17 protein-coding genes and 1 riboswitch are annotated in these 22050 nt (G+C 70.9%); of the genes, 1 reads left to right on the top strand and 16 read right to left on the bottom strand.

The window, feature by feature from the left end; translation table 11 throughout:
* Window positions 1-320 precede the first annotated feature (320 nt).
* From DEIPI_RS0118830 to DEIPI_RS0118815, 5 genes are all read right to left on the bottom strand, one after another.
* Window positions 321-623 (bottom strand): hypothetical protein, encoded by a 303-nt coding sequence (locus DEIPI_RS0118830; protein WP_027482788.1) that lies wholly within the window; start codon window positions 621-623, stop codon window positions 321-323.
* An 83-nt stretch (window positions 624-706) separates the two neighbouring features.
* Window positions 707-934: a M20/M25/M40 family metallo-hydrolase gene (locus DEIPI_RS42115; RefSeq protein WP_342667525.1), complete on the bottom strand. Its 228-nt coding sequence runs from the start codon at window positions 932-934 to the stop codon at window positions 707-709.
* Window positions 935-1051: 117 nt separating this feature from the next.
* A complete protein-coding gene (locus DEIPI_RS32640; RefSeq protein WP_342667524.1) occupies window positions 1052-1807 on the bottom strand; it encodes a M20/M25/M40 family metallo-hydrolase in 756 nt (251 codons plus the stop codon).
* Window positions 1808-1838: 31 nt separating this feature from the next.
* On the bottom strand, window positions 1839-2870 hold the full coding sequence (gene zapE / locus DEIPI_RS32635) for a cell division protein ZapE (RefSeq protein ID WP_045234706.1): 1032 nt from the start codon (window positions 2868-2870) through the stop codon (window positions 1839-1841).
* Between the two features lie 13 nt (window positions 2871-2883).
* Window positions 2884-3579 carry a S4 domain-containing protein gene (locus DEIPI_RS0118815; RefSeq protein ID WP_027482787.1) on the bottom strand — a complete coding sequence of 232 codons (696 nt, stop codon included), beginning with the start codon at window positions 3577-3579 and terminating at the stop codon, window positions 2884-2886.
* Window positions 3580-3641: 62 nt separating this feature from the next.
* Between DEIPI_RS0118815 and DEIPI_RS0118810 the strand changes: the two genes are divergently transcribed.
* On the top strand, window positions 3642-4040 hold the full coding sequence (locus tag DEIPI_RS0118810; RefSeq protein WP_027482786.1) for a DUF3197 domain-containing protein: 399 nt from the start codon (window positions 3642-3644) through the stop codon (window positions 4038-4040).
* Here the strand turns inward: DEIPI_RS0118810 and DEIPI_RS36850 are convergent.
* From DEIPI_RS36850 to argH, 11 genes are all read right to left on the bottom strand, one after another.
* Window positions 4028-4192, bottom strand: a complete 165-nt coding sequence (locus DEIPI_RS36850) for a DUF2256 domain-containing protein (protein WP_027482785.1) — start codon at window positions 4190-4192, stop codon at window positions 4028-4030. The genes DEIPI_RS0118810 and DEIPI_RS36850 overlap by 13 nt on opposite strands.
* Window positions 4193-4501: 309 nt before the next feature.
* Complete coding sequence (locus tag DEIPI_RS0118800; RefSeq protein WP_027482784.1) at window positions 4502-8467, bottom strand: beta strand repeat-containing protein; 3966 nt, start codon at window positions 8465-8467, stop codon at window positions 4502-4504.
* Window positions 8464-12927 (bottom strand): hypothetical protein, encoded by a 4464-nt coding sequence (locus DEIPI_RS0118795; RefSeq protein WP_045234705.1) that lies wholly within the window; start codon window positions 12925-12927, stop codon window positions 8464-8466. The genes DEIPI_RS0118800 and DEIPI_RS0118795 overlap by 4 nt, the downstream gene beginning before the upstream one ends.
* The gene (locus DEIPI_RS41915; protein ID WP_027482782.1) at window positions 12924-15659 is read right to left on the bottom strand and encodes a DUF11 domain-containing protein; all 2736 of its coding nucleotides are present in this window, start codon (window positions 15657-15659) and stop codon (window positions 12924-12926) included. Before DEIPI_RS41915 ends, DEIPI_RS0118795 begins: the two co-directional genes overlap by 4 nt.
* Window positions 15660-15763: 104 nt before the next feature.
* Window positions 15764-17806 (bottom strand): hypothetical protein, encoded by a 2043-nt coding sequence (locus DEIPI_RS0118785; RefSeq protein WP_027482781.1) that lies wholly within the window; start codon window positions 17804-17806, stop codon window positions 15764-15766.
* A 13-nt stretch (window positions 17807-17819) separates the two neighbouring features.
* On the bottom strand, window positions 17820-18317 hold the full coding sequence (locus DEIPI_RS0118780; protein WP_027482780.1) for a hypothetical protein: 498 nt from the start codon (window positions 18315-18317) through the stop codon (window positions 17820-17822).
* A 61-nt stretch (window positions 18318-18378) separates the two neighbouring features.
* Window positions 18379-18463: riboswitch (cyclic di-GMP riboswitch) on the bottom strand.
* A 185-nt stretch (window positions 18464-18648) separates the two neighbouring features.
* Window positions 18649-19833 (bottom strand): glutamine-hydrolyzing carbamoyl-phosphate synthase small subunit, encoded by a 1185-nt coding sequence (gene carA, locus DEIPI_RS0118775; protein ID WP_027482779.1) that lies wholly within the window; start codon window positions 19831-19833, stop codon window positions 18649-18651.
* A gap of 74 nt (window positions 19834-19907) precedes the next feature.
* Window positions 19908-20285, bottom strand: a complete 378-nt coding sequence (locus tag DEIPI_RS0118770; RefSeq protein WP_027482778.1) for a four helix bundle protein — start codon at window positions 20283-20285, stop codon at window positions 19908-19910.
* Between the two features lie 3 nt (window positions 20286-20288).
* Entirely contained in the window at window positions 20289-20846 is a 558-nt protein-coding gene (locus DEIPI_RS0118765; protein WP_027482777.1) for an N-acetyltransferase, read from the bottom strand.
* Entirely contained in the window at window positions 20843-21352 is a 510-nt protein-coding gene (locus DEIPI_RS0118760; RefSeq protein WP_084474568.1) for a GNAT family N-acetyltransferase, read from the bottom strand. Before DEIPI_RS0118760 ends, DEIPI_RS0118765 begins: the two co-directional genes overlap by 4 nt.
* Window positions 21349-22050, bottom strand: a 702-nt coding sequence (argH, locus tag DEIPI_RS32630; RefSeq protein ID WP_045234704.1) for an argininosuccinate lyase, incomplete at its 5' end; no start/stop codon positions are given. The genes argH and DEIPI_RS0118760, both read right to left, overlap by 4 nt.

Genomic DNA, 22050 nt, shown 5'->3' with positions numbered 1-22050 from the left:
CGACGGTGCGGGCGGCGGCGTGGTCGAGCGGGAGGTCGCGGCGCAGGTCGCCGGGGCCGGGCAGGGGGCGGGCGACGGTGTCCTTCGTGACGAGAAGCGCGGGTGCGGTCATGTCGAACCTCAGTTCCTGAGCGTGGGGCTTAAAAGAACTTCGCCCGGACGGTGGGTCCGGGCGAAGGAGCGTTGGAACGCTACACGTGCACTTACCCGGAGGTCGGGGGAAACCACCAGATAAAGGAATAGCGGGCGCTCGTGTTCATCTGCACTCAGGTGTATCACGTCCGGAGGGCGACCGTGCAAATTTGTCTAGACGACCTCGCTCAGTGGGTGGCGGCCCACTCGGCGTGCGGCACGGCCTCTCCCCCCTCCACCTGCACGTCCGTGACCTGATAGCGGTCGTCGAAGCGCACCGTCACCGTGCCCCGGTCGAAGTGCTCCGCCGACACGAACTCCTTGCGGAAGATGAACCCGCCCCCGTCCGCCGCGCCGATGTGCGCGCTCTTCGTGAAGCGCAGCTCCACCGTGTCCCCGTAACGGCGCGTCCTGAGCCGCACCCGGAAGGTATTCGGATCGTCCTGCCGCACGAACGGATTCGCGGGCACCTTCTTGCGCCGGAAGAACATGCGAACAGCGTAGCGCGCGCGGCGATCAGCGGTCAGCGGTCAGTGAACCGCGTCCTGACCGCCGACGACTGACGGCTGACCCCTCACACGCCCGGGTCCCGGATCAGTTCCGCGAGCAGCCGCACGTGCCGGGGCCACACGTCGAGGCGCACGTGCTCGTGGTCCGCGTGCGCGCCGTCCCCCGGGGCGCCCAGCCCGTCGAGCGTCGGGACGAGGGGCGCCGTGAAGTTCCCGTCCGAGCCGCCGCCCAGGAAGGCGTCCGACACCTCGAAGCCCAGCTCCCGCGCCGCCCCCTGCGCGCGCGTGTACAGGGCCGCCGTGCTGGGCGTACGCTAGAAGGGCGGGCGGTTGAGGCCCCTGCCGATCTCCAGCCGCACGCGCGGGTCCCGCGGGCGCAGCGCCGCCACGCCCGTGTGGAGCCGCTCCGACTACGCGACGGTGGAGACGCGCACGTCCGTCCAGAACTCCGTGAGGGCGGGCACCACGTTGATCGCGCCGCCCCCGGTGACGCGGCCCGTGCTGAGCGTGGTGCCCGCCGCCGGGTTCGCGAGCGCCTTGATGGCGAACAGGGTCCGCGCGGCCTCCGAGACGGCGCTCGCGCCCTGCTCGGGCGCGTTGCCCGCGTGCGACGACACGCCGTGCACGCGCACGTGGTACATCCCGACGCCCTTGCGGCCCGTCTTGAGGGCGTGCGAGTCCGCGACGGGCGGCTCGATCACGAGCACCGCCCGCGCGAGGCGCGCGGCGGCCTCGATGTGGTCCCGCGAGGACAGCGAGCCCGTCTCCTCGTCCGGGGTGAGCAGCAGCTCCACCGGGTGCGCCAGGCTTCCCGCCAGGGCGCGCAGCGCGTGCACCGCGCCCACGACGCCGCCCTTCATGTCGTACGTGCCGGGGCCGTACGCGCGGTCGCCGTCCACCCGGAAAGGCATCCGCGCGAGCGTCCCGTGCGGCCAGACGGTGTCCGTGTGCGCGAGGATCAGCACGGGCCGTCCCTCGCCGCCGAGCCGCAGGCGGCGCGTGCCGCCGGGAAGGCGCTCCACGCTCGCGCCGAGTTCCGTGAGCCAGCCCTCCACGACGTCCATCACGCGCTCGCAGGCGGGCAGGTCGTCGGAGGGCGACTCGATCGTGACGAGGGTTTCGAGGTCGCGCAGCAGATGGGACAGGGAAACGTCGATGCCGGGCATGGCGCCCACTGTACCAGTCCCGCGCTCCCTCTCAGTCCGTCGGGAGGCCCGCCGGGGCCGCCTGCCTCGCCTCGCGCTGGAGTTCGGAGAGGCGCGACAGGCAGCGGCTGTACTTCTTCGCGTACGCGCCGTGACGGTACGTGTCCGGGAAGAGCGTGCCGAGCGGCGCGCCCGTCACGGCGACGCTCACGCCGAGGTCGTAGGCCTTGTCGACGAAGTGCACGAAGCGCAGCGCGACGTTCTGGTCCTCCATGGGCGTCACGTCCCGCACGCCCACCGCCCGGACGCCCGCGAGGAGCTTCCCGAAGCGTGCGGGGTGCACGTTGAGGAGGTGACGGTTGAGCGCGCGGTGCTCCAGGTCCGCGAGGGTCGCCTCAGGCTGCGCGGCGCGCCACGCGGCGAACTCTTCCGGCGTGAGGGGCGCGGCGGGCGCGCTTCCCCGCGCGCGGAAGTCCGGGCCGTCCACGCGCAGGGTGGAGAAGCGGTCCGCGATGGCCGTGATCTGCCGCTGGAAGTCCGAGGCGTTGAAGCGGCCCTGCCCCAGCGCGCCGGGCTCCGTGTTGGACGTCGTGACGACGTGCGTGCCGCCCGGCATGACCTGCGCGAGGAAGGTGTTGAGCATGTGCGTGTTGCCGGGATCGTCGAGTTCGAACTCGTCCACGGCGAGCAGGCGGTAGCCCGAGAAGGCCCGCGCGGCCTCCACCATGCCGAGCGCGCCGATGGTGTACAGAAGTTCCTGGAAGCTCAGGAACGCCTTCGGCCCGCCCCGGAAGGCGTAGAAGGTGGAGGCGAGCAGGTGCGTCTTGCCGACGCCGAACCCCCCGTCGAGGTACCAGCCCTCCCCCTGCGGCTTCCCGCGTGTGAAGAGACGCAGCTTCGGTACGGGCCTGGAAGCGCGCTCCGCGAACGCGGCGAGGGCCGTCCGCGCCGCCTCCTGCGACGGGAAGTCCGGGTTGGGCAGGTAGTTCGCGAAGCTCACGTCCGCGAAGCGCGGGCTCGGCACGAACGACGCGAGCAGATCCTGCGGCGTGACCGTGGGGTGACGGCGGGTGAGGTCGATCACGGGCGCGGGTCCATCAGCGGTGCACGTCCAGCTCGACCTTGTAGTTGCCGCGCCGCGTCTCGTTCACGACGCGCTTGAAGTCCACCCGCCCGAGGCCCTCCGCGCTGAGGCTGTCGCCCTCGCGGACCTCGCTCGACGCGCGCGCCACCTGCCCGTTGATGCGGACCTTGCCCGCCTCCACGCCCTGCTGGAAGTACGCGCGCGACACGCCGAAGCCCTTGGCGCCCACGACGTCCACGCGCAGGCTCGGCACGACCACCTCGCGGGTGCGGGCGGCGCGGCCGGTGGTCTCCCCGACCTCCTCGACGTCCACCTCGGTCCCGCCGAGGTCCGCGAGGTCCAGCAGGCGCGCGGTGGCCTTGCCGGTCGTGGCGATCAGGTACGCGCCGCGGTCCTCGCGGACGTCGCCGAGCTGGTCCTCCGGGAGCTCCAGCCGCTTCAGGGCCACCTTGAGGTCCTGCTCGTCGAAGTCGGGGCCGAACTCGCCGGAGAGGCGCAGCACCTTCACGCCGGAGTCCACGCCGGGGATGTGCGCGGGGTACAGGGTGAGCAGCACGCGCCGCGCGTCCGGGAAGCCCCCGGCGATGACGTGACGGACCTCGTCGTCGGCGAGGAGGCGGCGGTCGAGGGTGTCGGCGTCCACGAAGCCCGTCCGCACGACGCGCCCCCCGCGCGCCTGCGCCACGAGCGTGGAGAGTGGTTTCGTCATGCGGGCAGGATAGCGCGGGGACTCCGCGCGCGCGCTCCCGCGCCTTCGCCTACACTGTCCTCATGCTCATCAGTGACCCGCTCGGCGTCGTCGGCGCCCCCCTGGAGACGCTGGCCGAACTGCGCGCCGCCGTCGGTGACCGCTCCCTCGCGGGGGGCACGCTCGTGCTCGTCACGGACCGTCAGGGGGAGCGCGGCCGTGGCGCGTACGGGGCCCTGCTGTGGGTGGACGCGCAGCTCTGGCTGACCGTCGCGTCCTTCGGGCCGCGCTTCGGGGAGGATGGCGCGCGCGCACTCTCGGACCTCGTGCGCTGGGCGGGCGAGGGCGGGATCACCGCGATCCGTGAGACGGTCGTGCCCGTTCCCCAGTTCAACCGGGTGCTGCGCGAGCCCGACGAGGCGGAACTGCGCGCCGTGATCGCCGCGTCCAACCCGTCCGACGCGGGCATCTACGTCGGCTGAGCGCGCCCTCGTTTCGCGCTGTCGCGGCAGCGGTCCGAGCAGTACCGCACGTTCTCCCAGTCGCGCGCCCACTTGCGCCGCCACGTGAACGGACGCCCGCAGGCCACGCAGACCTTGCTGGGCCGCTCGCCCGGCGGGCGGCCGCCGCCCATCGTGCGATCCTGCGTTCGTCGACTCATGCCCTCACGTTAACGCGGTCACGGTGAGCTCACCGTGACCGCGAAGGACAAAAGGAGGTCCCGTCCGGGGACCGGACGCGCTTGGAGGTCGGGGGGGTGACGGCGCGCTCGGTTCGGACGGGTTGGAAGGGGGACGGAACCCCGGTCCCCGGACGGGACCCGCATTGACCGCGGTGCGGCGCGATCAATGTGCCCTCAGGGTACAGTCCGGACTGTCACAGGAATCTTTCAGACGAAAGGAGCGGCCCGGGACTCACCCGGGCCTCTCCTCTCACGCTACGCCTAGCGGACGGTGGTCTGGAAGCACATCCGGCCCCGGCTTCCGGCGTTGCCCGCGCCGGGCACGGTGATCGTCCCGAGGCGCACGCTGACGGTCGTCGCGTCGTAGTACCCGGCGTCGTCCTGGTTGTTCGACGCGTTCAGCTTCACGTTCGTGAGCGCCTGACCGTCGGCGGGAATGGTCCCGGACGTGCCGAGCGCGAGGAGGGTTCCGCTCGCGTCCGACCGCTGCCACAGGATGCCGAGGCCCGTCCCGTAGGCGTCCGGGAGGAAGGTCAGCAGGCTCGCGAGCGGATCGGCGAGGAGGAAGCCGGAGGCGGGCCCGCCCGTGTTCGAGTACGTGATGCAGTACTCCATCACGTCGCCGGAGCGGATCGGTACCAGCGGGTTGCCGCTCGCGTTCGACGTGTCGGAGAACGCACCGTTCGCAGGGAAGTTCTGCGTGACGTTGCGGACGGTCTTGACGAGCGACACGACCGCGGCCGTGCTGCCCACCGTGACGGGCGCGTCGGAGGCGCTGTTGTTCGTGGTGTCGAGATCGGCGACGCCGGCGGGCACGGAGATCGTGGCGGTGTTGCGGATGACCGTACCCGCCGCGCCGCTCACGGTGACCCGGACGGTGATCCTGGCCGTCGCGCCGCTGGTCAGGTTGAGGGGCAGGGCGAGCGTGCGCGTCGCGGACGTGTAGGTGGACGCGCCGCACGTCCCGGTGCCGGTGACCACGCAGGTCACGTCTCCGGCGGCGTTGGCGAAGGTGAGTCCGGCGGGCAGGACGTCCGTGACGGACGCGCCCGTCACGGCGCTCGGCCCGTTGTTGACGACGTCGATGGTGTAGGTCACGACCGTGTTGACGTTGAAGACGCCGGGCGTGTGGGACTTGGAGGTCACGGCGAGGTCGGCCTTGGGGGTGATGGTGGTGCCCACGCTGCTCGTGTTGTTGCCGCTCACGAGGTCCGCCGTGGCCGACGACACGCTCGCGGTGTTGGTGACGGAGGTGGAGGCGTTCACGCTCGGCGCGGTCACCGTGACGGTGTACGTCAGGCTGGCGCCGCTGTTGAGCGTGGTCACCGTCGGCATCGTCATGGTCGTCTGCGACCCGCTCGTCCCGTACGTGGGCGTGACGGCCGCGCCCGCGAGCGTCACGCCCGTCACGCTCGACTGGGTCACCCCGACGGGGAGCGTGTCCAGGACGCTCACGCTCTGCGCGGCGCTGGGGCCGTTGTTCGTCACGGTGACCGTGTACGTGAGCGCGTCACCCGCGTAGACGGTGCCCGAGGGGCTGGTGAGCGTCTTGACGATGCTCAGGTCCGCCTTGGCGGCGACGGTGGTCGAAACGCTGCTGCTGTTGTTGGCGGTGTTCGTGTCCGGCGTGGTGGTGCTCGCGGAGGCCGAGTTCACGATGCTCGCGGGCGTGCCCGGCGCGGTCACGGTGACGGTGTACACCAGGCTGGCGCCGCTGTTGAGCGTGCCCGCGTTGGGCATCGTCATAGTCGTCTGCGCGCCGCTCGTCGTGTAGGTCGGCGTGATCGCCGCGCCGCCCAGCGTCACGCTCGTCACGCTGGCCTGGGTCATGCTCGCCGGGAGGGCGTCCGTGACGCTCACGCTCTGTGCGGCGCTGGGGCCGTTGTTCGTGACCGTGACCGTGTACGTGAGCGCGTCGCCGACGTACACGGGCCCGGTGGGGCTCGTGAGCACCTTCGTCACGCTCAGGTCCGCCCTCGGGTTGACGGTCGAGACGACGTTGCTGGTGTTAGGGGTGGTGGGATCGTATGTCGCGGACGTGACGCTCGCGCTGTTCGTGACCGAACCGGCCACGCTCACGGTGGGCGCGGTGATCACGACGGTGTAGACGAGGTTGTTCGCGCTGCCCGTCGCGAGGCTCGACACGCCCGGCATCGTCATGACGGTCTGACCGCCCGCGTTCGTCGAGTACGTGGGCGTGATCGTGGTCACGCCGAGCTTCACGCTCACCACGTTCGCCTGAGTGGCGCCCACAGGCAGCGTGTCCGTCACGGCGACGGTCTGTGCGGCGCTCGGTCCCGCGTTGGACGCTGTGAGGGTGTACGTCAGCTGGTCTCCGGAGTAGATCGTCCCGGACGTGGGGCTGGTGAGCGTCTTGACGATGCCCAGGTCCGCCTTCGGGTTGACGGTCGTGGTGACGCTGCTGGTGTCGTTGGTGGGGTTGGCGTCCCCGGTGCTGCCCGCGACGCTCGCGGTGTTGGTGATGCTGCCGCCCGCGCTCGGCGCGGTCGCCGTGATGGTGTAGACGAGGTTGTTCGCGCTGCCCGTCGCGAGGGTCTGGACGGTCGGCATGGTCATGACGGTCTGGCCGCTCGCGTTCGTCGTGTAGGTGGGCGTGATCGTGGTGGTGGTGTTCAGCTTGACGCCCGTCACGTTCGCCTGCGTCATCCCGGCGGGCAGGACGTCCGTCACGGCGACGTTCGTCGCGGCGTTCGGGCCCGCGTTGTTCACCGTGAGGGTGTACGTGAGCGTGTCGCCGACGTACACGGGGCCCGCCGGGCTCGTGAGGGCCTTCGTCACGCCGAGGTCCGCGCGGGGCGCGGTGTTCACGGTCGCGGAGGCCGTGCCGATGTTGAAGGAGTACACGGAGGCGGACGCGGTGTTGGTGTACACGCCGACGTTGCTGGGCACCGTGACGGTGTACTGCAGGACAAGGCTGCCTCCCGGCGCGACCTGGTAGGACGTGGACGTCAGGGGCCGGAACACCAGGAGCGGCTGGGTGGAGCTCGACGTGTTCGCCGTGGGCATGACCATCGAGTTCGAGGCGTTGACGGCGCTGGTCCCCGTGACGTTCCCATAGATGACGGACGCGGGGCTGGTGGGAAGCGTGTCGGTGATCTTCGTGAGGATCGCCGGGTACGTCGGGGAGGTGTTCTTGATGGTCACCGTGTAGGTGATGATGCCGCCGCCGGGCGCGGAGACGTTCGTGCCGCTGCTCGCGCTCACGCCGGTCGTCCCGCTGTAGGACGCCGTCTTGGTGATGGTGAAGGCGTTGGTGGCCTGGTCGAACTTGAAGTACGTGCCGCCGGTGACGCCGTCGCTCATGAGGTACTTGATCTGGGTGCCGCTGCCCGAGTACGAGTACGGCGTGGCCTTCACCTGCGTCTGACCCGCGGGGATGTTGCAGATGCCGGTGTAGAGGAAGTCGTACTGCACCACGACCTGGTTGTTCTGACCGCCGCCGGAGCCCACGCCGGTGAAGTACAGGCTGTCCGTCACGCCCTGCGTCACCCCGGCGACGTTGGTGACGCTCGTGATCCTCGTGGAGACCAGCTGGAGGCAGGAGGCGTCGAAGTCGAGGTTGCCGGCGGGCTCGAACATCGCCTCGTTGTTCGAGCCGATGTTGCCGACCTTGAAGGTCACCTCCCGGGAGATGAGCTGACCGACGACGGCGCCCGCGACGTCCACGATGAGTCGCGGGTCGCCGCCCGCGCTCGCGCTGATCATCGTGTCGACCGTGTAGGTGCTGCCGCCCGTCGCGACGACGGTGCCCGTGATGTCGTTGGCTACGGTGACGTTGAGGTCGGCGGTGGCGCCGTTCGTGCAGGGGAACGTGACGTACCAGAACAGCGTGCGTTTCGCGCCCGCCGCGAGGTTGCCGATGTACTGCGTGGGAGTCTGACCGCCGGCGAGGCTGAAGCCCGTCCCCGTGACGTTCAGGGTCGCGTTGACGTTGCTGACCGCGCTCGTGGCAGTGAAGGCGTACCCGATGTACATGGCGCGCGGGCCTTCGTTGAGGGCGCACTTGTTGCTGTCCGTCGCGAAGATGGAGCCCGTCACCGAGGAGATCGTCACGGGGCCCGAGGCGGTCACGGCGGCCGACGCGCCGCCCGTGAGCGTCAGGGCGAGCACGCACAGCACGAAGGTGAGCGTGGCCCAGACGGAAAGGAGGGCGCGCGAGGCGCGCGCGGGGAAGGTCAGGTGTTCCGTGCGGGCGCCGGGGTTCATCGTCCGCCTCCGTTCTGCTCGTCGAGTATCAGGTCGAGCCTGAAGTACAGGCCCTGCCGGGTGTAGGTGTTGCCGATGCCCTCGAAGCCGGTGAAGTTGTACCCGACCGTGACCCACGTCCCGGGCAGCGTGAGGACGCTGCCCTCCACACCGAGGCCGAAGCGGGCGGTGCCGGTGGACGGCTGGAACTGCGCGCGGGCGCCGACGCCGACGCCGATGCGGTCCGTGAGGTACGCCGTGGCGCCGAGGCCGGGCTGCACGGTGAGGCTGCCCGGGTCGTCGAGGAGGGTGCGGGCCGCGAGGCCGCCCCGCACGGCGAAGCTGGCGGTGTGGTGTTCGGCGCTCACTTCGGCGGTGACGTTGGGGGTGCCTCCGCCGAGACTGCCGGTCTGCAGCCGGACGTAGCCGAGGGCGCTGGTCTGCTCGCCACGGTACGCGCCGGAGACGCTGGCGCGGGTGCCGGGCGCGACGCTGAACTCGCTGAGGACGTCCGCGCTGAGGGTGAAGTCGGGCGTGACGGTGCCAGTGACGCCGCCGCGTACGACGGCCCGGGGCACGCCGTTCGTGAGGGCGACGTCGCCGCCGAGGGTGGCGCTCACGTCGTCCGTCTTGTAGCGGACGCTGCCGCCGACGCTGGCGGTGCCCGTCCCGTCGTCGAGGTCGCGGGTGAGGGCGCCCTGCACGCCGACGCTGACGGTGGGCGTGACGGCGAAGGTGGTGTCGGCGCCGAAGCGGGCGCGGTTGCCCTGCCCGTCGGCGGTGGGAAGGTCGTAGTCGGCGTTGACGCGCATGCCGCCCACGGTGGACGTGACGCCGAAGGTGGCGCGGGTGTCGCTCGTCCAGTCGGTCCTTCCGAGCGCGCGGAGCGTGACGTTCGGAAGGACGCTGAACTTCACGCTGGCGGTGCTGTTCGGCGTCACGTCGCCCGTGAGGGGCTGCGCGTGCGTGACGGCGATGTCGAGGGGACCTTCGGCGTAGCGGACGCTGCCGAGCGCGGAGAGGCCGCTGGTGTCGCCGAAGGCGGAGCGGGCGCCGACGCCGAAGGTCCACGCGCCGCTCGTGAGTCGGCCCTGCGCGCCGAAGCTGCCGTACCGGTTCGTGAAGGTGTCCCGGTAGGCGGCGTCCGCGGCGACGCTCAGGCCGGGCAGAACGTTCGCCAGGGGGGACGAGACGTTCGCCTGGGCCGTCCAGCCCGTCTCGAAGGCGTTGAGGCCCGAGTAGGAGGCGTCCTGATAGCGAACGCCGAACGAGGCGTTCGCGCCGAGCACCTTCGTGGCGCCGTCGAGGCTGGCCTGCGCGCCCTCGGCGAGCGCGGCGTGGGCGTCCAGGCGGGTGTCGCCCTGCACGTACTGGGCGCTGGCGCCGGTCGTGGTGCGCCCGTCGAGGTTGACGACGGCGGCGGCGGCGCTGACGTCGCCGAGCCTCGTCCTGACCTGCGCGCCCCAGGCGGGAAGGCGGTTGGTGGTCGCGTCGAGCAGTCGGTACGTGACCTCCACGCGGACGTCGTCGAGACGCTCGTCGACGGGCGTGACGGGCCGATCGAACTCGATCGTGCCGAGCGCCGGGTCGAGGACGTAGTCCGTGTCGCGGACGAGGGTGACGCGCGTGATCTCCTTGCCGCTCACCGCTTCACGGGTGACGAGCTGCACGGTGTCGCTGCCGGGCACGACGCCCGTCCTGCCGAGCCGCACGAGGCGGGTTCCGTCGGGCGTGAGGACGTCCTTCACGCGGGCCTCGGGCACGAGCGCGGCGAAGGCGGAGAGGCCGGTGTCGCCGCGCGTCGTGACGGACAGCGCGGTGAGGGCCTCACCGAGGCCGAAGACGCTGATGGGCACGTTGTGCGCGCGGTACTGGACGCTGAAGCTCGGGTGCTCGTAGCGCAGCGCGACCGGGTCGAGGCCGCGCAGGGGCTGGGCCTCGACGGACGCGTCGCCGTACACGGGGTAGCCGTCGTTGGCGTTGAGGGGCGTGGGCAGGCCGTCGCTGGCGGCGGCGGCGTACAGCTTGCCGTCGCCGAGCATGCCCTCGTAGTACCCGCGCGCGCTCCACGCGCTGACGCCGAAGGGCTGGGTGCCGAGCGTGACGCTGGCGTGCCCCACTCCCACGGCGGCCCGGCTGGGCGTGAGGTCGACGGTGGCGCGCTCCACGCGGTCGCCGAGCCGCACGTCGAGCGTGACGCGACCCGGCGTGACCTGCGGCGGGAGGGTCAGGACGCCCTCGCCGTTCACGAGCCGCACCTGGTAGCCGCCCTGCGAGGGGTCCGCGTCGGCGGCTTCGGGCGTGACGCTGGACGTGACGGTGAGGTAGTCCTGGCTGGCGGGCGAGCCGCTCGCGTCCGTGGCGCGCAGGACGATCCGGACGGGTGTGAAGCCGTCGGCGACGCTGCTGGCGGCGCCGACGGTGACGTTGCGGGCCGGGCCGGCGTGCATGACGGTCGTGGTGCTCGCGCCGAAGGTGAGGGTGTTGCGGCCGGGCCGCAGCTTGACGCCGTAGTAGGTGAGACGCTCGGTGCCCTGGTTCGGGTCGACGGTGAGCTCGCCGACCTGGCTTTCGGGGACGTCCTGTCCGTTGACGCGCAGCGTGGCGGGTTCGCCCTGCCCGCGGACGACGACGACGGTGACGGTGTCGCGGTCACGGACGACGCTGCCGTCGAGGGGCAGTCTGATCGCGCCGTCGTTCTCGGCGTCGGCTGGCAGGGCGGTCCGGGTGGCGCGCAGGACGTCGAGCTCGTCGAGGACGCCCATGAGGACCTCGCTGCGCTCGGACGTGACGCGGGCGAGCAGCGCGGGGGCGGGCAGCGCGCCGAGCGCGCCGTCGTGCTCGACCTGGTACGCGACCGTGCCGGTCGTGCGGGCCGGCAGCGTCCAGTAGAGGCGTCCCGAGGGCCCGACGGCGGGATCCGCGATGGGCGCGCCGTCGAGGGTGGAGCTGCCGGGGACGTAGGTCGCGCCCACGGGGAGCGTGTGGGCGAGGACGAGTTCACGCGCGACGGCGGGCGCCTCGAAGGGGAGCGTCACGACGGACGAGCGGCGCAGCGTGAGGTCCGGGGCGGGTGCGGGCGGCGTGGGCTGGACGGGCGGCGCGACCTGCGGGACCGGCGCGGGCTCGGGGTTCTGCGCGACCGGCGGCGGCGTGGGCGCCGGTCGCTCGACGGCGCGGACGTGCAGCACCTGCCGGAGGCCCCAGGGCGCGAGCCGGGCGACGACCTCGTAGTCCCCGGCGCGTTCCGCGCGGGCGCGGACGTGCAGTTCGCCGTCGTGCGCGGCGTCGAAGCCGACGTTCCCGCTGGTGTCGTCGAGGGCGGTGAGGCCCTCGGGCAGGTCGAGGGTGAGCGTGCCGGGGAGGACGCCTCCGAAGGCGGTGCGGGCGAAGGCAGCGAGGTCGACGGTGCCGCCCACCTCGACGGAAATGCGGTCGACGGCGGCGTCGAGACGGGCGACGGGCCGGACCTCGACGGTGACGTCCGCGCGGCCGTTCTCGGCGACCGTGACGCGCTGCGGAGCGCTGACGGTCGCGCCGGGAACGGCGCGTGCGGCGACGGTATGCTCGCCCGCCGGGACGGCGCGTTCGTCGCGTTCGCGCACGTCGACGTCGGCACCGTCGACGGTGACGGCGGTGCCCGTCGGGACGCGCGTGTCGGGCAGGACCAGCCACGCTCCCACACCGAGGGTGCCCGCGCGCACGGCGCGCGCGACGGTGAGCGGCACGCCCTGGGTTCCGCGCAGGAGCGCGAAGGTGACGGCGTTGGAGTACTGCTTCGCCGTGGACGGCTGGGCGAGCAGCACCTCGTACTGCCCGGCCTGATCGGGCAGGCGCGCCTCGATCCAGTCACGGTCGGTGGAGACGGGCAGGTACCGCACGTGTCCGTCCGGACCGCGCAGCGCCACGGCGAGCTCGGCGTTGCCGTCCCCGTCGTAGATACGCAGCGTGAGGGGACCCCGGCCGTCCTGGGTGACGCGCAGCGCGGGCGTCCAGTCGTGCGAGTGGACGTTGACGGAGAGCGTTTCGGCAGCGAGGGCGGCGTTGCCCTGGAGTCGCACGGCGAAGGTGTTCTTGGCGTTGCCGGTCGTGACGACCTTCAGGGTGTACGTACCTGCCGCGAGGTCCTGATCGAGGAAGGTCTCCCAGGCGTGACGGCCAGGGTCGTACGTGACGGTCCGGACGACGGTCCCGGCGGCGTCCGTCAGCGTGAAGGTGGTGCGGGTGCCGGCGCGGTCGTACTGCTCGTCGCCGTAGTAGCTTGCGGAGCGGTAGTCGGCGGGGTCGACGCGGGGGCTGTACAGGTCGAGGGTGACGCGTCCGGCGGCGGTCACGTCGAGCCGCAGGATCTGATCGCCGGAGGTCCAGGCGAGGCGGTCGCCGACGCTGGTGTAGGGCAGGGACGTGCGGAGGTCCTGCGCGCTCGCGGCGCCCAGCAGGGAGAGCGTGACGAACGCGGCGAGACGTGCGGAGGTCTTCACTTGGTCCTCCACGTGACGGTCGGGTCGGTGAAGCGGACGGAGGGGTCGGCCAGCCGGAAGCGGTACGTCATGGTCGTGTCACCAACGGGCAGTGGAGTGAGCGTGAGGAGTGGGGTGCCGTCGAGGAGCGTGGCGCCGCGTGGCAGGGGGTCCTCGACGGTGAGTGCGGGCAGGGCGCTCGCGGCGCGGACATGGAGGCGGACGACGTAGGTGTCGGTGCTGCCGGGCTGCAGGCTGACGGTCTTGGTGATCGTGACGGGCCCGACGACGACGGTCGTTTCACGGTCGACGTCGACACGGCCGGAGAGGGGGGCGAGGGGGAAGTCGACGTTGGTGAGGCCGATCACGAGGACGCCGCGGGTTCCGCGTCGCCCGCCGTCCTGCGGGGAGGGCGCGGCCGGGTTGACGGTGGAGTTGGGGTCGAGGCGCAGGGCGGTGAAGCCCTCGCGGACCTCGGCGAGACGGTAGCGGCCCTGCGCGTCGGTGAGGACGCCGCGGCCGTTCTCGAGGATGACGCGGGCGTTGCGGACGGGGACGTCCACGTGCAGGTCGTAGACACCGTCGCGGTCATTGTCGATGTAGACACGTCCGACGAGTTCGGCGCGGGTGGCGAAGGGTCCGGCGACGACCAAGGCGGCGGCGGTGGCGACGTTGGAGGCGACGGCGGTGGTCAGGCCGTAGGTGCCGAGCGCGGTGGCGTGGGCGGTGTTGGTGAGCGCGTCGTGCGCGCCGGGCAGCAGTCGGGTGTCGAAGGTGAGCGTGGCGGTCGCGCCGGGCGCGAGCGCGGGCAGGATCCAGGTGAGGCCGTTCGCGTCGACCGTGGGGTCGGCGAGGGCGGCGCCGTCGACCCTGCTGGTGCCGGAGAGGTACGCGAGGACGGCAGGGAGGGCGTCGACGACGCGGACGTCACGCAGCGAGGCCGTGGCGGAGGCGTTGGTGACGCGCAGGGTGTAGGTGAGGCGGTCGCCGACGGTGGCGTGGTCCGGGCTGACGCTCTTGGTGAGGCTCAGGCGCGACGTCCAGACGGGCGTGGTGACGCAGGGCGAGGTGAGCGCGGCGGGCACCTCGGCGGCGGTGAAGTCGAAGCAGTTGACGATCTGGGTGTCGTCGGCCGTGTCGGTACGGACGCGGGCCTGGACGGTGACGAGGCGCGTCTCGCCGGGCGCGAGGGTCGGGAAGGTCCACGTGACGGCGCTGCCCGCGAGGGCGCCCGAGTCGGAGGCGCCGACGAAGCCGAGGTGGGCGTCGAGGGTGTCGGTGAAGCGCGCGTCGCTGAGGGCGAAGGGGTAGGGGTTGCGCGCCGTGAGGGTGTAGGTGAGGAGCGTCCCGGCGGGGACGAATCCGCCGGGCGTGACGGTCTTGGCGAGCGTGATGGGCTGCGCCTGCACGTCGGAGAGGACGTCCACGGTGCGGTTGGGCGCCGCCCCGACGGAGGAGGTGGCGGTGAGGGTCACACTGACGGTTCCGGCGGTGGTGGGGACCGTGCAGGCCCGCACGTCCACGCTCTGGCCGGGCGTGAGGGTCACGGGCTGCGCGAGGGGCGTACCGTCGGGCAGCGTGAAGGTGACGGCGCCCGCGCCCGCGGTGAGGGCGGCGGTGAGGGTGACGCGGTCGGTGAGGTTGCCGTTGTTGAGGAGGGTGTGCGGGATGCAGACGGGCTGACCGAGGATGGTGTTGCCGCGCGTCTGCGTGTCGTCGCTGCTGCCCTCCCCGCCGGGCGTGGCGAGCGCGTTGCCGTCCGGGCCGAGCGCGAGGGCCGGGGCGCTGGAGACGGCGACCGTGGCGGTCGCGGAGGCGTTCGGGGCGTCGGGCGAGCTGAGCGTCGCGACGTTGGTCCTCAGGCCGGGAGTGGCGGTGGTCGCGACACGCATGCGGAAGGAGAGGGAGGCGGTGGCGCCCTCGGCGAGGGTGGGGACGGTGAGGCGGGTGCCGATGCCGCCGGTCGCGGAGGTCGTCCAGACGTTGCCGCCGGCGGTGTACGTGACGACTGCGGTGCCCGGCGAGGAGGTGACGCCGCCGGGTTCGAGGCTGAGACCGAGCAGGGCGGGCGTGTCGAGCGTGTCCTGCAGGACGACGTCTCGGGCGGGCGCGTTGCCGGTGTTGCGGGCGGTGAGGGTCACGGTGACGAGGTCGCCGGGCTTCACGCTCGCCGCGCTGAAGGTCTTGGTGTACTCGATGGTGGGGAATCCGTCGACGTCGAGACGGGCGACGTTGTCCTCGTCCTTCGTGAGGGGGGCGCCCGGGCAGCTCGCGATGAGGTTGGGGTAGGCGGCGCCGCGCGTGGTGCGGATGGTGGCGACGTTGACGCGGACGGTGGCGACGTCGCCCATGGCGAGCGTGAGGGGCGCGGCGGGCTCGAGGGTGACGCTGCCGGCGGGAAGGGTGAACTCGGAGGCGGCGTCGAGCGCGGCGGCGAGGTCGTAGGTGAAGGTGGCGTTGCCGGTGTTGCGCACCTGGTAGGTGAAGGTGGCGGTCTGACCGGAGAGGATCCGGGTGGTCTGACCGGGAGCGAGGAGCGTGCCGTTGGGGAGCACGCTCACGGCGCAGACACTCTGCACGCTCGTCTGGACCGTGTTGGACGTCGCATTGAGGGTGTCGCCCTGTTCGCTCGTGGCGGTGGCCGTGGCGGTGTTGGTGATGACCGTTCCGGCGGGGGTGGAGGTGGTACCCGCGTGGGCGCCGCTTCCCAGGAGGAGCAACGTCGACGCGATTGAGGTGAGTAGGTGCCGCATTGATCCTCCCGAAATATTAAGACCGTCTAAATTTATTGCTTCTCGTGTTACATCGCTCTTACGGCCGGTCCCGCCTCTCATGAAGCGGGACCGGCCGCACGACGTTACTTGACCTGGACGATGATGCTGACGGTGATGCTGCCGTTCGTCACGAGCGCGCTCGTGGAGGTCGTGCCCGTACCGTTGCCGAAGCGGACCTGCAGCTCGGGATCGCTCGCCGCGCCCGTGTACCCGGTGCCGGAGAGCACGTTCCACGTGCCGGTCGTGCCGAAGCGGTAGGCGAAGCCGGGGTCGAAGCCGCCGTTGTTCGCCACGACCGCGCTGACCTTGTAGAACGTGAGGTTGCTGTCCAGCACGTCCTTCACGACGATGTTGCTGATCGGCACGTTGCGGACGTTCTGCATCCGGATCGTGTAGAGCAGGTAGTCGCCCGGCGCCGCCTGGTTGATGGTGGTGGGCGTACCGGTCGAGCAGTCGGGGAGCCCGGCGACGACGGCGCACCTGACGACGCGCTTGCCGTTCGGGTTCGCGGGGTCGTTCGTCGGATTGAGGTCCAGCGTGCCGGAGGGCGTGACGGCCCAGCGGTCGTTGACGTCGCTCAGGGTGATGACGGTGGGCACGTCCTGCGTGGTGGACGTGAAGGTCTGCGTGAAGGTCGAGTACACCGTGGGGTATACCGCGACCGCGCTCGGAGGCAGGACGATCTGCGCGGTGATCGGCTGCGTCGTACCGGCGGCGACGGTCAGCGTGTCGCCCGGCTTCACCTCGGTGGTGCCGATGAAGTACTTGACGGGCACGCTGACGGTGGTGGTGGTGCCGTCGGGCTTCGCGACGGTCACGTTGATGCTGGTCGCGGTCGGCGTGAAGTCCTCGGCGATGGTGCCGTAGTTGCGGAGCGCCATCGGGTAGGTCAGGAGGGCGTTGCCCGCGCCGTCACGGTCGATCTGCGGGGCAGGCGTGACCGCCACCGGGGCGGCGCTGTAGTCACCGTACGTCGCGGCGCGCACGACGAGGTTGTCGGTGGTGGCGTCGGTCGCCTGCGGCACGGTCTTGCCGCTGTAGTTGACGGCGTTCGTGGAGATCGCCTGGACCGTGATGACCGGCGCGGTGAGGTTGGCGGTGACGGCCGGATAGGTCACGATGACCTGAACGTCCAGTGACGCCCCCGGCGCGACGTTCTGGAGGACCGGGTAGGTGACGCCTCCGATGGTGGTGGTCGGCAGGGTGTTGCCGTTCGCGTCCTTGAAGGTGACGGTCGTGCCCGCGGGCAGGCCCGTGGCGCTGTACGACAGCGCGATGTTGTCGGTGTTGGCGCCGGTGTTCTGCACCGTCTGCGTGAACGTGACCGAGGTGGCGCCGGTGACGGAGGCGGCCAGGATGTCGTTCTGCGCGTCGGCGGAGCCGGTGGCGGTGGGGTTGGACACGGGGCCGATCGCGACGGCGTCGGTACGGACGACGTCCGTCTCGTTCTGGTTGTTGCCGTCGAGGTTGACGGTGGACCCGGCGGTGGTGCCGTCGGAGATCGTGCCGCCGCCCGCCACGGGGATGCTGGTCTGCGGGGTGCGCGCGCCCTGCGGGTTGCTGGAGTAGATGCTGCCCGCCTGCGCCGTGGTGGGAATCTGGTACACCGCGTAGAACGTGGCCGTACCGCCGTTGGCCGCGACGTTGGTGATCCCGAGGGTCGTTTTGCCAGCGACGAGGTTGGCGGCGATCCAGGCGGGATCGGCGAGGTTCGCGGGGGTGGGCTTGGTGGTGAAGTAGTACACCGTCGGGGTCGTCCCGGAGTTGACGGTCTTGCCGCCGATCGTGGCGAGGTCGAGGCTGCCGCTGCTGATCGTGTACGCGTCGCCGTTGACGTTGCCGTCGTTGGTGAGGGTGTAGTCGAAGACCGCGTACTGGCCGGGGTTGAGGGTGATGGCGACGCGGTCGACGGTGTTGGGGGCAATTGTGAAGTGCGGCTGCGCCGTGACGGTGGTCTTCACCTCGTTGGAGGTGACGGAGGCGTTGGGGTTGCCCGCCCCGTCGTCGAAGGTGGCGGTCGCGGTGTTGGTGATGACGGTACCGGCGGTGGTCGCCGACACGGCGGCGGACGCTGAACCGACGGCGAGGGCGGTCATCAGGCTGACTAGGGCGAGGGCGTTCTTCATGGTTCCTCCGGGGTTACTTGACCTGCACGCGGAAGCTGAACTTCAGCGATTCGTCCTTGTTGAGTTGCGCGACCGTCCAGCGGACGTGCGTGTAGCGGCTGGGCGAGACGACGACGTCCTTCGTGACGGACTTGCCGTTCTCGGTGACGGTGACGCGTTCCATCAGGGGCGCGGGCGCGAAGGTCTTGCCGCCGTCGATGCTGAAGGTCGTCGTCCAGCGCGCCGTGGCGGCCGTGGCGTTGCCCTGGTAGACGGTGCCGCGCGGCACGGGCAGCGTGACCCCGGCGTTGCGGAGGACGCCGGCGCCGCCGTTGACGGCAGTGACGGTTTCGACCAGCAGGTCACCCGGTCGGACGGTTGACGGCATGGGCGTGACGGCCTCGGAGGTCTTGCCGTCCTTCTGCGTGATCGTGACGAGGTCCTGCGCGAGGGTGAGTTTGAGCGGTGACGAGCCTTGGGCGAGAGCGGCGCACGTGAGAAGCGCGCAGAGGGCGAGCAGTGGACGGTTCACGACAGACCTCCTGGGGAGAGATCGACCCTTGCCCGCCCACCGGGGAAGGCAGACGAGTGAGGTTCGGTTCTGTCGGTCGCGCCACTCGCTCCCCACCTGGCAAGGCGCCCGAATGGGCCAAGTGGTTCATTGCACCGGAACAAAAGAACCTTAATGTTTTATTCATCACAGTGGTCTTACAGATGATGAAGATGAGTAATCGGCTCTCAGGATGGTCCCTGCTCTCATGCCCGGAGAATCGAAACCGCCTACGCACGCGAACGTCGGGCCATGACGTCGAAGCGCCCCGGAAGGATTCCGGGGCGCTCAGGGACGGGCTTTCGAACTTCGTTCAGATACCGAGCTTGCCCGGCAGGGACTTCTCGACGGGCAGACCCGTCACGCCGTCGAAACGGTCGATCTCCTCGATGAAGCGGTCGAAGAGGTAGCGCGAGTCGTGCGGGCCGGGGCTGGCCTCCGGGTGGTACTGCACGCTGAACACCGGGTAGCGGCTGTGCGCCATGCCCTCCAGGCTGCCGTCGTTGAGGTTCACGTGCGTCGGCACGAACTGCCCGCCGGGGATCGTCTCGATGTCCACGGCGTACCCGTGGTTCTGCGCGGTGATCTCGATCTCGCCCGTGAGGAGGTTCTTGACGGGCTGGTTGCCGCCACGGTGCCCGAACTTCATCTTGAAGGTCCGTCCGCCCACGGCCAGCCCGAGGATCTGATGACCCAGGCAGATGCCGAAGGTGGGCAGCAGGCCCAGCAGCTTCCAGGCGGTCTCGTGCGCGTACTGCGGCGCGCTGGGGTCGCCCGGCCCGTTGGAGAGGAAGAGGCCGTGCGGGTGCAGCGCCATGATCTGCGCGGGCGTGGTGTGCGCGGGCACCACGATCGGCTCGATGCCGACCTCCGCGAGCCGCTTGATGATGGTGTGCTTGATGCCGAAGTCCAGCAGCACGACGCGCTTGCCCTGCCGCAGCGTCGGGAAGGCGTACGGCAGGGGCGTCGTGACCTCCGGGGTCATGTCGCGCCCGTCGATGTCCTCGTGCTCGCGGGCGCGGCGCACGAACTCCTGCTCCTCCTCCACGCTGAACTCCCCGTAGGGGTCCTCCGGGTGGGTGAAGGAGCGGTGCGCGACGACGCCCTTCACGACGCCGCCCTCGCGCAGGCGCCGCACGAGCGCGCGCGTGTCGATCCCGCTGATGGACACGATGCCGTACTGCTTCATGAACTCCTGCAACCCCTGCTCGGCGCGGTGGTTGCTGTAGTGCTCGCTGAACTCGCGGCTGATGAACCCCCGCACGAAGGGCCGGTTGCTCTCCATGTCGTACACGGCGACGCCGTAGTTCCCGACGTGCGGGTACGTCATGCAGACGATCTGACCGTTGTACGACGGGTCGGTCATGATCTCCTGGTAGCCGGTCATGCTGGTGTTGAAGACCACCTCGCCGACCGTCTCGCCCCGATGCCCGAAGGCGTAGCCGCGGTACACCGTACCGTCTTCGAGTGCCAGGATGGCACGTTCTTTCAGGATCATAAAGGCCCCCATTCCATGCTCACTGGCATGGCTTCATGGCTTGAACCTGCGGTGCGGCGGTCAGCCGTCAGCCGTCAGCGGTCAGCCAGAAGAGTATCAGGTGAGGTGAGGCGTGCCAGGAGTCCAGTCAACATTCGCTTGACCTCCCGAACGGCGGCGAGCAGGTCGTCGCCGCGTTCACCGGGAACAAGATGGAGATCGATGCAGAGCATGATCTGATACTCGACTTCGCAGGCCGAACTCATCGCGATTCCAAGGAATCGGCGGAACTCGGTGGGTCCTGGTCGGCCACAGCCCTCCGCGATGTTCGACCCCACGGACACGGCGGAGCGCCGCAGTTGCGAGGCGAGCCCGAAGCGTTCCTCCGGAGGAAATCCTTTCGTGACGTCGTAGACGTCGAGGGTCAACCGGTGAGCTCTCTGCCACACCACGAGCGTTCGGAAGTCACGCATGCCTCACGGTACTGACCGTTGACCACTGACCGCTGACAGCCGTCTGTACATCGCGATCTCGTTGCAGTTCTCGAAGAAGGGGCAGCGCTGGCACTCGCTCCACACCTTGGGGTGCAGGTTCGTCTTCTCGATCCGCTCGAAGCCGCAGCGTTCGAAGAACTTCTGCTGGTACGTCCACGCGAACAGGGCGGGCAGCGCGAGGTCGCGCGCCTCGCGCTCGCAGGCGGCGACGAGCTCTCGGCCCACGCCGCGCCCCTGAAAGTTCGGGTGGACGGCGAGGCCGCGCACCTCCGCGAGGTCCGGCGCGAGCATGTGCAGCCCGCACACGCCCGCGAGCCCGCCGGGCCGTCCCTCGTGCGGCTCTGCCACGGCGAGCTGGAAGTCGCGGATGGTCTCGGCGAGCAGCTGCTTGCTGCGCACCAGCATCAGGCCGCGCGCCGCCCAGTACCCGATGAGCTCGTGGACCGCGTCGATGTCGCTCAGGCGCGCCTTGCGCCACGTGAGGGGCGCGTCGGGGTGCAGGTCGGGCACGGCGATGGAGTCGAGGGTGAGGACCGTCACGCGTCCACCTCCGTCAGGGTGAGCTTCCACGCGCGCTCCTCGTGGATCCAGCCCTTCGTCACGCCGCTCACGACCTGCGGCACGTCCGGCAGGGCCGCCGCGAGGTCCGTCACCGCGACCTCCTCGAAGCCGAGCCGCTGCCAGTACGCGCCCGCGTCCGAGCTGAAGAGGTACACGGCGCGGTCGCCGCGCAGCGTGGCGAGCGTGAGGGCGCTCCGCGCCAGCGCCCGCCCGAGGCCCTCCCCGCGCGCGCCGGGCAGCACGGCGGCGCTTCTGAGCAGGGACGCGCCGTCGCCGTGCTCCAGCCCGACCGTCCCGACGGGCCGTCCGCCCTCGTAGGCGAGCCAGTAGGTGCTGCCCGCGAGGGTGGTGCTCGCGTAGTGCAGGCCGACCTCGTCGAGGAGGGCGCGCACGACGTCCAGATCGGCGGGTGTGCTCGCGGCGCGCAGCTCGGTGTGCCCGAACAGGTCGGTGTCGGTGGTGTGCGGGTGCGGGGCGGTGGTCATGCGTCCTCCTTGAGGCGTTCACGGGCCGCCTCGATCTGTTCGCGGACCCGCGGGGGGGCGGTGCCGCCGTGGCTGAGGCGGGACTCGACGCTGGCGCGCACCGTGAGGCGCTCCGCGACGCCTTCCCCGCCGAGCAGGGGGTGCGCGGCCTCCAGTTCCTCACGGGTGAGGTCCCAGAGCTGACGGCCCCCCCGGACGCAGGTGCCCACGAGCTTCCCGACGACCTCGTGCGCCTCGCGGAAGGGCACGCCCTGCCGGGCGAGGTGGTCGGCGAGGTCCGTGGCGGTGGAGAAGCCGCGCGCGGCGGCCCGTTCGGTGACGTCGGCGTGCCAGGTGGCCTTCGGGAGCATGTCGGCGTAGAGGCGCAGCACGATGGCGAGCGTGTCGTACGCGTCGAAGACGGGCTCCTTGTCCTCCTGGAGGTCCTTGTTGTACGCGAGCGGCGTGCCCTTCACGACCGTCAGGAGGCCCATGAGCGCGCCGAAGACGCGTCCGGCCTTGCCGCGCGCGAGCTCGCTGACGTCGGGGTTCTTCTTCTGCGGCATGATGCTGCTGCCGGTGGTGTGGCTGTCGGGCAGCGTGACGAAGCCGAACTCGAAGGAGCTGAACAGCACCAGCTCCTCGGAGAGACGCGAGAGGTGCGCGATGAGGATCGCGCAGGCCGCGAGGAATTCGAGGGCGAAGTCGCGGCTGCCGAC

Origin of the sequence: Deinococcus pimensis DSM 21231 (assembly GCF_000519345.1) — a bacterium.
GTDB classification, from domain to species: domain Bacteria; phylum Deinococcota; class Deinococci; order Deinococcales; family Deinococcaceae; genus Deinococcus_A; species Deinococcus_A pimensis.
Note: the sequence above shows the minus strand (reverse complement) of the source record. Positions and strands in the feature narration are given on the sequence as shown.

Coding starts and splice junctions, on each gene's coding strand:
- DEIPI_RS0118815 (WP_027482787.1), bottom strand. CDS start 3,579: ATGACGAAACCACTCTCCACGCTCGTGGCGCAGGCGCGCGGGGGGCGC.
- DEIPI_RS32640 (WP_342667524.1), bottom strand. CDS start 1,807: ATGCCCGGCATCGACGTTTCCCTGTCCCATCTGCTGCGCGACCTCGAA.
- DEIPI_RS0118760 (WP_084474568.1), bottom strand. CDS start 21,352: ATGACCACCGCCCCGCACCCGCACACCACCGACACCGACCTGTTCGGG.
- DEIPI_RS36850 (WP_027482785.1), bottom strand. CDS start 4,192: ATGGGCGGCGGCCGCCCGCCGGGCGAGCGGCCCAGCAAGGTCTGCGTG.
- DEIPI_RS0118830 (WP_027482788.1), bottom strand. CDS start 623: ATGTTCTTCCGGCGCAAGAAGGTGCCCGCGAATCCGTTCGTGCGGCAG.
- DEIPI_RS0118785 (WP_027482781.1), bottom strand. CDS start 17,806: ATGAAGAACGCCCTCGCCCTAGTCAGCCTGATGACCGCCCTCGCCGTC.
- DEIPI_RS41915 (WP_027482782.1), bottom strand. CDS start 15,659: ATGCGGCACCTACTCACCTCAATCGCGTCGACGTTGCTCCTCCTGGGA.
- DEIPI_RS0118800 (WP_027482784.1), bottom strand. CDS start 8,467: ATGAACCCCGGCGCCCGCACGGAACACCTGACCTTCCCCGCGCGCGCC.
- carA (WP_027482779.1), bottom strand. CDS start 19,833: ATGATCCTGAAAGAACGTGCCATCCTGGCACTCGAAGACGGTACGGTG.
- DEIPI_RS0118810 (WP_027482786.1), top strand. CDS start 3,642: ATGCTCATCAGTGACCCGCTCGGCGTCGTCGGCGCCCCCCTGGAGACG.
- DEIPI_RS0118770 (WP_027482778.1), bottom strand. CDS start 20,285: ATGCGTGACTTCCGAACGCTCGTGGTGTGGCAGAGAGCTCACCGGTTG.